This window comes from Marichromatium bheemlicum, assembly GCF_012276755.1.
Classification (GTDB): Bacteria; Pseudomonadota; Gammaproteobacteria; order Chromatiales; family Chromatiaceae; genus Marichromatium; species Marichromatium bheemlicum.
Map to the genome: position 1 here is coordinate 119610 of NZ_JAAXKX010000005.1, position 13010 is coordinate 132619.

General features: G+C 67.3%; 12 protein-coding genes and 1 tRNA gene. 4 read left to right on the top strand and 9 right to left on the bottom strand.

Annotation, left to right across the window (positions count from 1 at the left end; all coding sequences use genetic code 11):
• Window positions 1–49: 49 nt before the first annotated feature.
• Window positions 50–125: transfer RNA gene (locus tag HF203_RS05655), tRNA-Asn, on the bottom strand.
• A 141-nt stretch (window positions 126–266) separates the two neighbouring features.
• The gene (locus tag HF203_RS05660) at window positions 267–1454 is read right to left on the bottom strand and encodes a pyridoxal phosphate-dependent aminotransferase (protein ID WP_168667491.1); all 1188 of its coding nucleotides are present in this window, start codon (window positions 1452–1454) and stop codon (window positions 267–269) included.
• Between the two features lie 151 nt (window positions 1455–1605).
• Between HF203_RS05660 and uvrB the strand changes: the two genes are divergently transcribed.
• Together uvrB and mtgA are read left to right on the top strand one after the other, a co-directional pair.
• Complete coding sequence (gene uvrB / locus HF203_RS05665; protein WP_168667493.1) at window positions 1606–3615, top strand: excinuclease ABC subunit UvrB; 2010 nt, start codon at window positions 1606–1608, stop codon at window positions 3613–3615.
• A gap of 28 nt (window positions 3616–3643) precedes the next feature.
• Entirely contained in the window at window positions 3644–4468 is an 825-nt protein-coding gene (gene mtgA / locus HF203_RS05670) for a monofunctional biosynthetic peptidoglycan transglycosylase (RefSeq protein ID WP_168667495.1), read from the top strand.
• A gap of 775 nt (window positions 4469–5243) precedes the next feature.
• Here the strand turns inward: mtgA and HF203_RS05675 are convergent.
• From HF203_RS05675 to HF203_RS05685, 3 genes are all read right to left on the bottom strand, one after another.
• Entirely contained in the window at window positions 5244–5681 is a 438-nt protein-coding gene (locus HF203_RS05675; RefSeq protein WP_168667497.1) for a DUF4124 domain-containing protein, read from the bottom strand.
• Between the two features lie 97 nt (window positions 5682–5778).
• Window positions 5779–6849 carry a 3-deoxy-7-phosphoheptulonate synthase gene (locus tag HF203_RS05680; RefSeq protein ID WP_168667616.1) on the bottom strand — a complete coding sequence of 357 codons (1071 nt, stop codon included), beginning with the start codon at window positions 6847–6849 and terminating at the stop codon, window positions 5779–5781.
• Window positions 6850–7019: 170 nt separating this feature from the next.
• Window positions 7020–7619, bottom strand: coding sequence for a histidine phosphatase family protein (locus tag HF203_RS05685; RefSeq protein ID WP_168667499.1), 600 nt, complete (start codon window positions 7617–7619; stop codon window positions 7020–7022).
• A 472-nt stretch (window positions 7620–8091) separates the two neighbouring features.
• Between HF203_RS05685 and HF203_RS05690 the strand changes: the two genes are divergently transcribed.
• Together HF203_RS05690 and HF203_RS05695 are read left to right on the top strand one after the other, a co-directional pair.
• Window positions 8092–8394, top strand: coding sequence for a hypothetical protein (locus HF203_RS05690; protein ID WP_168667501.1), 303 nt, complete (start codon window positions 8092–8094; stop codon window positions 8392–8394).
• Window positions 8395–8827: 433 nt separating this feature from the next.
• Window positions 8828–9304: a bacteriohemerythrin gene (locus tag HF203_RS05695; protein WP_168667503.1), complete on the top strand. Its 477-nt coding sequence runs from the start codon at window positions 8828–8830 to the stop codon at window positions 9302–9304.
• Between the two features lie 27 nt (window positions 9305–9331).
• Here the strand turns inward: HF203_RS05695 and sdhB are convergent, their stop codons facing one another.
• From sdhB to HF203_RS16245, 4 genes are all read right to left on the bottom strand, one after another.
• Complete coding sequence (sdhB, locus tag HF203_RS05700; RefSeq protein WP_168667505.1) at window positions 9332–10093, bottom strand: succinate dehydrogenase iron-sulfur subunit; 762 nt, start codon at window positions 10091–10093, stop codon at window positions 9332–9334.
• 10 nt (window positions 10094–10103) lie between these two features.
• Window positions 10104–11987, bottom strand: a complete 1884-nt coding sequence (gene sdhA, locus HF203_RS05705; RefSeq protein ID WP_168667507.1) for a succinate dehydrogenase (quinone) flavoprotein subunit — start codon at window positions 11985–11987, stop codon at window positions 10104–10106.
• Entirely contained in the window at window positions 11984–12616 is a 633-nt protein-coding gene (locus HF203_RS05710; RefSeq protein ID WP_168667509.1) for a succinate dehydrogenase/fumarate reductase transmembrane subunit, read from the bottom strand. Before HF203_RS05710 ends, sdhA begins: the two co-directional genes overlap by 4 nt.
• A 114-nt stretch (window positions 12617–12730) precedes the next feature.
• Entirely contained in the window at window positions 12731–12862 is a 132-nt protein-coding gene (locus tag HF203_RS16245; RefSeq protein ID WP_281349790.1) for a hypothetical protein, read from the bottom strand.
• Window positions 12863–13010: the final 148 nt, after the last annotated feature.

Below are 13010 nucleotides of genomic sequence, written 5' to 3' on the forward strand. Positions count from 1 at the left end.
ACGAGCAAAAAAAAGGGCCGATCCGTGAGGATCAGCCCTTTTTCGTATTTGGCTCCCTGGGACGGGCTCGAACCGCCGACCTAGTGATTAACAGTCACCCGCTCTACCGACTGAGCTACCAGGGAATGTCTTGAGCCGATAATGTTAGTAGCGATGACCCAGTGCGTCAAGCATGTATTCGATCGCTGTGTTCGATTGCCGACGTTTTTTGTTCTTGTGTTGTCGATGATCCGGCGCCCTGACGAGATGGTCGCCGGATCCGGGCCTCAGCCGGCGCAGGCGTTGGCGATGCGCTCGAGCGCCTGCTCCAGGTTCTCGCGACTGGTGGCGATCGACAGCCGGACGTAGCCGGGCAGGCCGAAGGCAGTGCCGGGCACCAGGGCGACACCGGCCTCCTCGATCAGGTACTCGGCCAGTTCGACGTCGGTGCTGATGTTGGGCATGCGCTCGATCAGCCCCTGGACCTTGGGGAAGACGTAGAAGGTGCCGTCGGTGGGCAGGCACTCGATGCCGTCGATGGTGTTGAGCCGCTCGACGACCAGGTCGTGACGCGCCTTGAAGGCGGTGAGCATCTCGCCGATGCACGCCTGCGGGCCTTCGAGCGCGGCCTGGGCGGCGGCCTGCGAGATCGAGGCCGGGTTGGAGGTGCTCTGCGACTGTACCTTCTTCATCGCCTTGATGATGTCGGCGGGACCGGCGGCGTAACCGATGCGCCAGCCGGTCATCGAGTAGGCCTTGGAGACGCCGTTGAGCACCAGGGTGCGCGGGGCGAGGTCGGGGCAGGCATTGAGGATGTTGACGAAGGGTGCATCGTCCCAGCGGATGTGCTCGTACATGTCGTCGCTGGCGATCACCGCGCGCGGGAAGTCACGCAGCACCTCGCCGAGGGCCTCGAGCTCGTCTCGGCTGTAGGCCATGCCGGTGGGGTTGGAGGGGCTGTTGATGACCACCAGCCGGGTCTGCTCGGTCATCGCCGCGCGCAGCTGCGCCGGGGTGATCTTGAACGACTGGTCGGCGGCGGCGTGGATGAACACCGGGGCGGCACCGGCGAGCAGCGACATGTCGGGGTAGGAGACCCAGTAGGGGGCGGGGATCACCACCTCGTCGCCCGGATCGAGCAGCGCCTGGGCGAGGTTGAAGAAGCTCTGTTTACCGCCACAGGAGACCAGGATCTGCTCGGCGGTGAAGTCGAACCCGTTGTCGCGCTTGAATTTGTCGATGATCGCCTGCTTGAGCCCGGCGGTGCCGTCGACGGCGGTGTACTTGGTGAAGCCGTTCTCGATCGCGGCGATGGCGGCGGCCTTGATGTGCTCGGGGGTGTCGAAGTCGGGTTCACCGGCACCGAGTCCGATCACGTCCTTGCCCTCGGCGCGCAGCGCATTGGCGCGGGCGGTGATGGCGAGTGTGGCAGACGGCTTGACGGCCTGGACGCGGGCGGCGAGTTTGGTGCTCATCAGCGATGATCTCTGGGGTCCTGGGGTGGCTGGATTTGATTGTTGCAACTGCCAATAATAGCGAAACGCCGAACGCCCGGCATCTTGCGCGATGGCCACGGATGGCGCTCGGCGCGGGGCGCGGCGATCATCAGCAGACGAGGCCCCTTGCATGTCCCCCAGACCCTTTCAGCTCGAAGCCCAGTTCGCACCTGCGGGCGATCAGCCCGAGGCCATCGACCGTCTGGTCGCCGGCCTGGAGGACGGTGAGGCCGGGCTGACCTTGCTCGGGGTGACCGGTTCGGGCAAGACCTTCACCATCGCCAACGTCATCGACCGGGTGCAGCGCCCGACCCTGGTACTGGCGCCGAACAAGACCCTCGCCGCCCAACTCTACGGCGAGATGCGTGAGTTCTTCCCGCACAACGCCGTCGAGTACTTCGTCTCCTACTACGACTACTACCAGCCCGAGGCCTATGTCCCGGCCACGGATACCTATATCGAGAAGGACGCGGCGATCAACGAGCACGTCGAGCAGATGCGGTTGTCGGCGACCAAGGCGCTGCTGGAGCGGCGCGATGTGGTGATCGTCGCCACCGTCTCCTCGATCTACGGGCTCGGCGACCCGGACGCCTATCTGAAGATGGTGCTGCTGCTCAAGCGTGGCGACCTGGTCGACCAGCGCGCCATCCTGCGCCGGCTCGCCGACCTGCAGTACCAGCGCAACGAGGTCGAGCTGCAGCGCGGCTGCTACCGGGTGCGCGGCGACGTGATCGACATCTATCCGGCCGAGTCCGACGACGAGGCGGTGCGGGTGGAGCTGTTCGACGACGAGATCGAGTCGCTGTCGCTGTTCGATCCGCTCACCGGCGTGGTGCGCCAGCAGGTGGCGCGCTACACCGTCTACCCCAAGACCCACTACGCCACCCCGCGCGAGACCATCCTCCAGGCCGTCGAGCAGATCAAGCCGGAGCTGCGCGAGCGCCTCACGGTGCTGCGCGAGCAGGGCAAGCTGGTCGAGGCGCAGCGGCTCGAACAGCGCACCCAGTTCGACCTGGAGATGATGGTCGAGGTCGGCTACTGCCAGGGCATCGAGAACTACAGTCGCTATCTCTCCGGGCGTGCCCCCGGCGAGCCGCCGCCGACCCTCTACGACTATCTGCCGCACGACGCCCTGGTGGTGATCGACGAGAGCCATGTCACCGTGCCCCAGCTCGGCGGCATGTACCGCGGTGACCGCTCGCGCAAGGAAAACCTGGTCGACTATGGCTTCCGCCTGCCCTCGGCGCTCGACAACCGGCCGCTGCGCTTCGAGGAGTTCCGCGAGCGCCAGCCGCAGACCATCTATGTCTCGGCCACCCCGCGCGCCTTCGAGCTGGAACACTCGGGCGTGGTGGTCGAGCAGGTGGTGCGTCCCACCGGGCTGGTCGACCCCGAACTCGAGGTGCGCCCGGCGCTGACCCAGGTCGACGACCTGCTCTCCGAGATCCACGCCCGGGTCGCGGTCGACGAGCGCGTCTTGGTGACCACCCTCACCAAGCGCATGGCCGAGGACCTCACCGATTACCTCACCGAGCACGAGGTGCGGGTGCGCTATCTGCACTCCGACATCGATACCGTCGAGCGCGTCGAGATCATCCGCGATCTGCGGCTCGGCGCCTTCGACGTGCTGGTCGGGATCAACCTGCTGCGCGAGGGGCTGGACATGCCCGAGGTCTCGCTGGTCGCCGTCCTCGACGCCGACAAGGAGGGCTTTCTGCGTTCGACCGATTCGCTGATCCAGACCATCGGGCGCGCCGCGCGCAACGCCAACGGCAAGGCCATCCTCTACGCCGACAGCCTCACCGGCTCGATGCGCCGGGCGATCGACGAGACCGAGCGCCGCCGCGCCAAGCAGCTCGCCGCCAATGCCGCCAACGGCATTACCCCGCAGACCATCCGCAAGGCGGTGGCCGACATCATGGAGGCGGCCACCCCGGGCGCGCCGCTGCCGGCGCGTGACTATGCCGCGGTGGCCGACGAGGTGGCCGAGTACGCCGCGCTCACCCCACAGCAGCTGGCCAAGCGGATCAAGGCGCTGGAGAAGACCATGTACCAGCACGCCAAGGACCTGGAGTTCGAGCAGGCGGCGGCGGTGCGCGACCAGATCCGCGCGCTGCAGACCCGGGGGCTGGCCGGCTGAGCGCGCGCATGGGTGCGACACCGCGACGATGAGCGAGCAGGAGCGGCAGGAGGCCGGCGCGGTCGACACCCCCGGGCCGGGCATGGCGGGCGCCACGCATGAGGCGCCTGGGTCGAGGCCGTCACGGCTCGGGGGCGTGCCCGGGCGCGCGCGCTGCTGGCTGCGCCGCTGCGGTCGCGGGTTGCTGGTGCTGGTCGCCACCGGCGTGCTCGGCTCGGCGCTGCTCGTCGCGGCGCTGCGCTGGGTCGATCCGCCGGCCTCGGCCTTCATGCTCCAGCACGCCTACAACCTGTGGCGACTCGACCAGTCGCCGCCCTACTACCACCACTGCTGGGTGCCCTGGAGCGAACTCCCGCCGCCGCTGCGACTGGCGGCGATCAGCGGCGAGGATCAGCGCTTCCCGAGCCATCTCGGCTTCGATCTGATCGAGATCCGTCACGCCCTCGCCGCCCATCGCCGGGGCGGCGCGTTGCGCGGCGCCAGCACCATCACCCAGCAGACGGCCAAGAACCTCTTCCTGTGGCCGGGGCAGGGCTGGGTGCGCAAGGCGATCGAGGCCTGGTTCACCCTGCTGCTCGAGGTGCTGTGGTCGAAGGAGCGCATCCTCGAGGTCTATCTCAACATCATCCAGTTCAGCCCCAGCACCTATGGCGCCGGGGCGGCCAGCGTGCGCTACTTCGGCCACCCGGCGCGCACCCTGACGCTGGAGGAGTCGGCGCTGCTCATCGGCGTGCTGCCGGCGCCCGGTCACTACCGTCTCGACCGCCCCTCGGAGCGGCTGCGCCGCCGCGCCGACTGGATCATCGACCAGTCCTCGCGCCTCGGCGGCGAGCGTTATCTGCAGCGGCTCTGAGGTTCAGTGATCAGCCTCCAGCCCCTAGGTTGGGTTGCCCATACACCACCGATCGACGAATCCTTGGGACTCCAGGACGGGCAACCCAACATCGCCACCAGGCGGCCGCCAGCGGGTTGAACCGCGAAGACGCCAAGAGCGCGAAGATGAAGAAAGGCTTCCAGCGGTCAGTCTCCGGTGAGGGGCCGGGTTGTCTCGTCGCGTCGCGTCGCGGTTGGCCGCCCCCCGGCACCGGAGGCTGTTTGCTGAAGGCTGGTCGCTTTCTTCGCGTCCTTTGGGTCTTTGCGGTTCCATCCTCATTGAACCGCCAAGATACCGTCTTGCCGGTCAATCGCCGATCATGCACACCAGCCAGTCCCCGACTGGAGGCTGGAAGCTGGTTTGAACCGCGAAGACACGAAGCGCGCAAAGGGGAGAAAAGCCTTCAGCGACCAGCCTCCAGCCCGTAGGTTGGGTTGCCCATACACCACCGATCGACGAATCCTTTGGACTCCAGGACGGGCAACCCAACATCGCCACCAGGCGGCCGCCAGCGGGTTGAACCGCGAAGACGCCAAGAGCGCGAAGATGAAGAAAGGCTTCCAGCGGTCAGTCTCCGGTGAGGGGCCGGGTTGTCTCGTCGCGTCGCGTCGCGGTTGGCCGCCCCCCGGCACCGGAGGCTGTTTGCTGAAGGCTGGTCGCTTTCTTCGCGTCCTTTGGGTCTTTGCGGTTCAATCTCCTGGCCAGCTGGCCGCTGGCCGCTGGCCGCTGGCCGCTGGCCGCTGAAAGCCCATCCTCAGGGTTCGCAATAACGCTCGACCTGGGCGCGGTGGTGTTCGAGCATCTGCTCGCGGTAGCGCTGTTCGCTGCGGTCGCGGTAGGTGGCTCGGGCGGCCTGCTCCCAGCGCGCGACCTGGGCGCGGTGGCGGGCGCATTTGGCGCGATCCGAGGGGGACGCGGAGGGGCGCCTGGGGGCGGTGTCGGTGGTGGCGCGCGCGGCCGGTGTCGGGGCGAGCCGTTGGAGTTGGTTGCCGACCGACATCTGCGGGTCGTTGGCGGCGCGGGCGCTGCCGTCGGGGCTGCGGGTGTCGAGTTCGATGCTGCCTCCCGAGGCCGCGCTGCCACAGGGGGTTTGCTGATAGCTGATCCGGCCGGCGGCGTCGACGCAACGATAGAGCTCGGCCTGGGCGTCGAGGGCCGCGACCGCGCAGAGTAGCGCGATGGCGCCTTTCATGCTCGATCCTCCCTCCGCTGGATGGACACGGCAGGGCAAGGCCCCGCCATGTCCGAGCTTAGTCGGGATCGCTGCCCGGCGTAAGGTTCGGGCGACCTCAGTCGCGCCCGCGGGCGCGCGCGGCGCGGCGTTGCTCGACCGCGTCGGCCAGCTCCTGGAGCATGGGCTCGGTGTCATCCCAGCCGACACAGGCATCGGTGATGCTCTGACCGTAGACCAATCCCTTGCCGTCTCCGAGGTTCTGACGCCCGGCGACCAGGTTGCCCTCGATCATCGCGCCGATGATGCTTTGTTCGCCACGCGCGACCTGACCGGCCACGTCCTGGCAGACGCGGATCTGCTTCTCCGGTTTTTTGCGGCTGTTGGCGTGACTGCAGTCGATCATGATCTTCGGCGTCAGTCCCGACTCGACGATCTGGTCGGCGGCGATGTGCACGCTCTCGGTGTCGTAGTTCGGGCGTTGGCCGCCGCGCAGGATGATGTGGGTGTCGACATTGCCGGTGGTGTTGAAGATCGCCGAGCGTCCCTCCTTGGTCACCGACATGAACACGTGCGGGCGGGCGGCGGCGTGGATGGCGTCGATCGCCACCTTAACGTCACCGTTGGTGGCGTTCTTGAAGCCGATGGGACAGGACAGCCCGGAGGTCAGTTCGCGGTGCCCCTGGCTCTCGGTGGTGCGCGCGCCGATCGCGCCCCAGCTGATCAGGTCGGTGATGTATTGGGGGCTGATCAGGTCGAGGAACTCGGTGCCGGCGGGGATCCCCATGTCGTTGAGATCGAGCAGCAGCTTGCGCGCGACCCCCAGCCCCTGATTGATGGCGAAGCTGCCGTCGAGGTTGGGGTCGTTGATCAGCCCCTTCCAGCCAACGGTGGTGCGTGGTTTCTCGAAGTAGACCCGCATCACCACCAGGAGTTGGTCGGCGAAGCGCTCGCGCAGTGGCTTGAGCTTGTGGGCGTATTCGAGCGCGGCATCGGGATCGTGCACCGAACAGGGGCCGATCACCACCAGCAGTCGATCGTCCTCGCCGTGGAGGATGCGCTGGATCGCCTGTCGGGTGCCGTGAACGTTTTCCGAAGCGGCCTCGGAGAGCGGAAACTCCTCGTGCAACGCCTTCGGTGAGCGGACTTCTTTGATGTCGCGGATGCGCAGGTCGTCGGTCTGATACATGGGCATGGGCGTTGCAGGATGGTCAATGGAAGCGACCCATTATAGACCGATGTGATGGCTGCGCTCCGCCTCGGGACGCCAGTGCGCGGTTGTCGACGATGGGGCGGTCACCAGGTGCGCGACCTGGGCACCGCCTGTGCCCAGGTACTCGTGCGGCGGCGGGTGTCGGCTCAGGGCAGGGTGGGGCGATTCATGCATTCGAGTACCGGGCCGTTGGCGCCGTGACGGATACGCGTGATCCCGGCGTAATCGGTCTTGGTGCGATACCAGTGGTGTGGACCGAGCCCGAGTATCTCGCCGAGGATGGCGCGGGTGGTCCCCGAGTGGCAGACGATCAGCAGGTGTTCTCCGGCGTGGCGCTCGATCTGCGCGCGATAGGCCGTGCTGACACGGTCGAGGAACGCCTCCAGGGGTTCGGCGCCGGCAGGGCGACAACCGACCGGATCACGGCGGTAGGCGCGATGACGCTCGGGCTCGCTGAGGGCGATCTCGGTATGGGCGCGGCCTTCCCACTCGCCCATGCCGACCTCGGCGAACTCGGGGACGATCTCGAGTGGGAGTTGGTGGTGCGCGGCGAGTTCGCGGGCGAAGGCCTGACAGCGTTGCAGCGGCGAACTCAGGATACGCGTCCAGGGTGCGGCGTCGCCGATGGCCTGGCGCATCTGCTGCCAGCCGGTTTCGGACAGGGGGTCGTCGACGCCACGGCCACGGTAGCGCCGTCCGCCCACGGGCTCGCCGTGGCGGATCAGGTCGATGAGGGTTGCGGACACGCTTGGGGATTCCTCGGGAACGGACGGGCGCGCCGCTGGTGAACGGGCGCGCGGGAAAAGCCATTAATTCTAGCTCGACTCCATGGCGATGGCATCAGGGTGAGGTTCCATCCTCATTGAACCGCTAAGGCACCAAGAGCGCGAAGAAAGCGACCAGCCTTCAGCAAACAGCCTCCAGTGCCGGAGCGCGGGCAACCGCAGCGCGACGAGACAACCCAGCTCCATCACTGGAGGCTGACGGCCTTGCTTCATCTTCGCGCTCTTGGCGTCTTGGCGGTTCGAATCAGCTTCCAGCGATCAGCTTCCAGCCTCCAGTCGGCGAGGCTGGCGTGCATGATCGGCGATTGACGGGCAAGGCGGTATCTTGGCGGTTCAATTTTCTGGCGGCTGGCGGCTGGCGGCTGGCGGCTGGTGCCCCTTTGCGGTTCAATCGTCGCTGATCACCGATTCTCAATCATTGAGGGATGACGCCATGACTGCCAAACGCTACGCCGGTATCGACAACGAGCTTCAGGGCGGAATGACACCGACGGCCAATATCATCCGTGACGCCTGGGTATTCGGTCTGATCCCCGAGGAGGAGACCTGCGCGGGTTGGACGGTGCAGGGGATCGACGCCCTCTATGACAAGGTCAGCGCGGCCTGGGCGCCCTATGGGCATCTGGTCTCCAACCTGCCCGCGGAGCTGCGCGCGCGTCACGCCCGGATCTACGACGCCGCAGTGGAGCGGGCGCGGGCGTCCGGTTGGGACCCGGACCAGCTCGAGGAGGACTGATCGGGCCGCTGCCCCAGGACCGCGTCCAGCGGCGCAGCGCGTCGATCATCCCGGCGGCCTCTCCTCGTCGAGCGGGTATCGGGGCGGGCGGCCGGTGCGATGACGCCCCGTCGCCAGCCCCGTTGGTTGGGAAATTATCTATCATTGCAACGACATGGTGTAGCACCGGATGGTGTCGGTCGGGGGACGTGGGTCTTTGCAGGCGTCTCTGTCCAACCCCTCGATCCGTGCTGCGCCGGTTGGCACGGCGCTGCCGTGTCTGCGACCTCATGTCAATCAAGAGTCTCGTGCAGGGACCATGTTCGAGCAGCCCTATCGTTCTCGTGAGCACCTCGCCCGTTGACCGTGTCTCGGGGCGATGCCGGCTGTGGGCTGACCGCGCAGTGCCGCTCGGGTGCCGGCGATGCGCCCGCAATCATGACGAGAGGCCCTTATGTCCAAGTTACCCAGGTGGCGAGAGGAGTGGTCGTTGAACATCGACGTCATCGATCAGGAACATCGTGCGCTGATCGAACGCCTCGCCGACCTATGCCTGAGGTTCTGCCCCGAGGCCACGCCGACACGTAGCGGCGGGGCCAATGCCTTGATCGATGCGCTCGCCGAGCTCGGCGAGCTGGCACGCACCCACTTCCAGCACGAGGAGCGGTTCATGCGTGCGATCGGCTTCGAGGAGCTGCCCGAGCATCAGCGCGAACACGCCCTGATGATGGCCGAATACACCGCGCTGCTGCGCGAGTGGCGCGCCGAGGGGGTGACTGTGTTGACGCCCGTGATCCAGGAGACCGTGCGTGAGTGGTTGCTGGCACACATCCTCGGTACCGATCGCGAGTTCGCCCGCGCCTATTTTCAACTCTGCGGCGGTGACGACCGTCTCGTCCCCAGGCCGTCGCGGGATCTCCATCTGGGGTAAGTGCTAGGGGCGGATGCCGGACCTGGGTCAGGACGGCCCGAACAGGTCCTTCAGTGCCTGGATCGAGGTCTGGCGTCCGAGTTCACCGATCGCGGTGGTCAGCGGAATCGCCTTGGGGCAGACCCGTACGCAGTTCTGGGCGTTGCCGCAGTCGCTCAACCCGCCCTCGGCCATGATCGCGTGCAGTCGCTCGGTCTTGTCGTGACGCCCGGTGGGGTGAGCGTTCATCAGCCGCACCTGCGCCAGCGGTGCCGGGCCGACGAACTCCGAGCCGGCGCCGAACTGCGGACAGGCGGCCATGCAGCAGCCGCAGCTCATGCAGCGGCTGTAGAGATAGTCGGTCGCCCATTGTTGCGGGGCGATGCGCGGCGGCGGTTCGTGGGTGTCCCAGGCGCCGTCGATCTCGATCCAGGCGTGGACCTTGCGTAGCCCGGCGTCGATGGCGCTGCGGTCGACGAGCAGGTCGCGTACCACCGGGAACTTGGGTAGTGGTTCGAGCACGATCGGCTGTTCGAGCTGGTCGATCAGCGCCGAGCAGGCCGGGCGCGGTACCCCGTTGATCAGCATCGCGCAGGAACCGCACACCTCCTCCATGCAATTGTGATCCCAGCACACCGGGTCGACCCGCCGCCCATCGTGGGTGAGCGGGTGCTCGCGTAGTGCCATCAACACCGAGACCACGTTGTGGTCGGGCGCATAGGGCAGCACGAAGGTCTCCCAGTAGGGCGGCGTGTCGGGGCCATCCTGACGGCGGATGCGTAGCTCGATGGTGGAGGGTGTTTCGCGCATGACGGGGCTCTCAGCGATAGTCGCGCGGCTCGCTCGGCGGGCAGACGCTGAGGTCGACCGCCTGGTAGTGGATGCGCGGGCGCGGCGCGGCATACTCGGCCAGGGTCGTCTTGAGCCAACGCGTGTTGTTCTCGCGCCAGCGGGCGCGATAGTCCTCGAACTCGGGATCGCCGGGGAACTTGCCCTCGGGGATGGGGAGTTCGAAGTCGGGTTTGTGATGGGCGCCGCGACACTCGTCGCGGGCCAGGGCGCTGGCCGTCACCGCCTTGGCGAGCACGATCATGTCGGCGAGCTGGCGGGTGAAGACCAGGGTCTGGTTGGCCCAGCGGTTGGCCTCGCCGAGACCGATCCGCGCCAGTCGCGCCTCGAGTCGGTCGAGTTCGGCGAGTGCCTGCTCCAGCCCGGCGTTGTCGCGCACCACCCCGACCCGCTCGGTCATCAACGCCCCCAGCGCCTGGTGCAGGGTGTAGGGGTTCTCCTCGCCGTCGGCGTCCAACAGGCGCTGGTTGATCGCCTCCTGGCGTCGGCGCTCGGCGGTGATTAACGTCTCGGGCAGGGCCGGGCGGGCCGGGTCGAGCCCGCGCAGATAGTTGGCCGCCGCCTCGCCCGCGACCCGCCCGGAGAAGCTCGCCGAGAGCAGTGAGTTGGCGCCGAGCCGGTTGGCGCCGTGATAGGCGTAGTCGCACTCGCCGCAGGCATAGAGCCCGGGGATGTTGGTGGCATGGTTGCGCGCGCTGCCCGGGCGCATGCCACCGTCGGTGTCGCGCTCGAAGTCGACCCACAGCCCGCCCATGCCGTAGTGGGCGGCGGGGAAGATCTCCATCGGGGTGTCGAGCGGGTCGCTGCCGGCGAACTTGCGATAGATCTCGAGGATGGCGCCGAGCCGGGTGGCGACGAAGCGCCGATCGAGATGGGTGAGGTCGAGATAGACCCGGTCGCCACCGCCGATGCCCAGCCCGAGTTCGCGGGTGACGCGCCAGATCGCGCGCGAGGCCTCGTCGCGGGCCACGGTGTTGCCGTAGGCGGGGAAGAACTCCTCGAGGAAGTAGAAGCGCTCGCGCTCGGGGATCCGGCGCGGGTCGCGGCGATCACCCGGGGTGCGCGGCACCCACACCCGACCGCCCTCGCCGCGGGCCGCCTCGCTCATCAGCCGGGTCTTGTCGCGCCCGAGCATCGCCGTCGGGTGGAACTGGAAGAACTCGCCGTTGGCGAACCAGGCACCCTGCTGATAGACGCGGCTGGCGGCGGCGCCGGTGGAGTTGGTCGAGGTGGTGGTCTTGGGCGCGTAGAGCTGGCCGAAGCCGCCGCTGGCGAGCACCACGGTGTCGGCGAGGAAGGGGCGTACCTCGAGGCTGCGCAGGTCCATCGCGAGGATGCCGCGACAGCGTCCGTCGGCGTCGATGAGCAGCGACAGGAACTCCCACCACTCGAACTTCTCCACCCGCCCCAGGCTCTCGAGCCGGCGCACCTGTTGATCGACGCCGTAGAGCAGTTGCTGGCCGGTACTGGCGCCGGCGAAGCAGGTGCGACGGTGCTTGACGCCGCCGAACAGGCGCAGATCGAGCCCGCCCTCGGGGGTGCGCGAGAAGGTCACGCCCATGCGCGCGAAGGTGCGGATCAGTCCCGGGGCCTGTTCGCACAGGCTCTTGATCGGCGGCTGGTTGGCGAGGTACTCGCCGCCCTTGATGGTGTCGAGGATGTGTTGATCGATCGAGTCGCGCTCGCCCTTGGTGTCGAGTACTGCGTTGATCCCGCCCTGGGCGCACACCGAGTGGCTGCGCTTGACCTCGAACAGCGAGAACAGCCGCACCGGGAACCCGGCCTCGGCCAGGCGCAGGGTCGCCCACAGCCCGCCGAGCCCGCCGCCGACGACGATCGCCCCCGGCGCACTCATGACAGGAACCCCAGCATGCCGTGCACCCCGAGTGCGGCGAGCACTACCCCGAACCCGGTGCAGGCCCAGGCGAAGCGCCGCTGTGCCGCCGCCGAGGTGGTCACTCCCCAGACGATGGCCATGGTCGCCAGACCGTTGGCGAGGTGGAACACCGAGGCGATCAGCCCGGCGAGATAGAGCGTGAAGATCCAGGGATCGCTGAGCAGGGTCTGCATATGGCCGTAGAGATCGGTACGGATCGCCGGCGTCCACAGCCCCTGGATGCGGGTCATGCCGACATGGAGGACGAGGAAGGCGAGGATCGCGATCCCGGAGAGACGTTGCAACCAGTAGGCCCAGTTACGGGCATAGCGGTAGCGCAGGGGTTCGGGGCGCTGGTCACGCAGGATCGCCAGACCGATCACCGCGTGCAGGATCAGGGGCAGGGCGATCACCAACAGCTCGATCGGTACTAGGTAATTCAGGCCCTGGAGCGCCTCGACCACTTCGCGGTTGTAGTGCTCTGCGCCGAAGCGTGACTGCGAGTTCTCCCACAGATGGAAGATCAGAAAGGCGCCCACCGGGAGCAGCCCCAGCAGCGAGTGCAGCCGGCGCAGCACGAAATGGCGGTTTCCGATGGAGGCGGTCATCGCGCGGTCCGTGGTTGGCATCCGAGTCCCAAGAAGATAACGCGATGTGCGGGAGTTGGGGTTGATCAGGCTCAGTCGCAGGCCGTGCACCATGGTGGATGCGTCGCCGGATCCTCAGTCCTCGCGGTCGTCGTTGCGGTCGTCGCGGTCGTCGCGATTGCGACTGCGGTATTGGGTATAGACCAGCCAACCGACCAGTCCGAGGAACAGCGCCAGTTCGAGCGCGGCGAGTGAGCTGCCTTCCATCCGGATGTCTCCTGAGTTTGGTGGGTGGGGCAAGATCGGAATCGGTGGGTTGCAGATGGTGACAGCGGCGAGCGATGCCAAGCACCTGGGGATGTGTCTGTTGGCAACGGCAATCTGTTACAGTTCCGTTCCCATTTCTGCTGTGCTG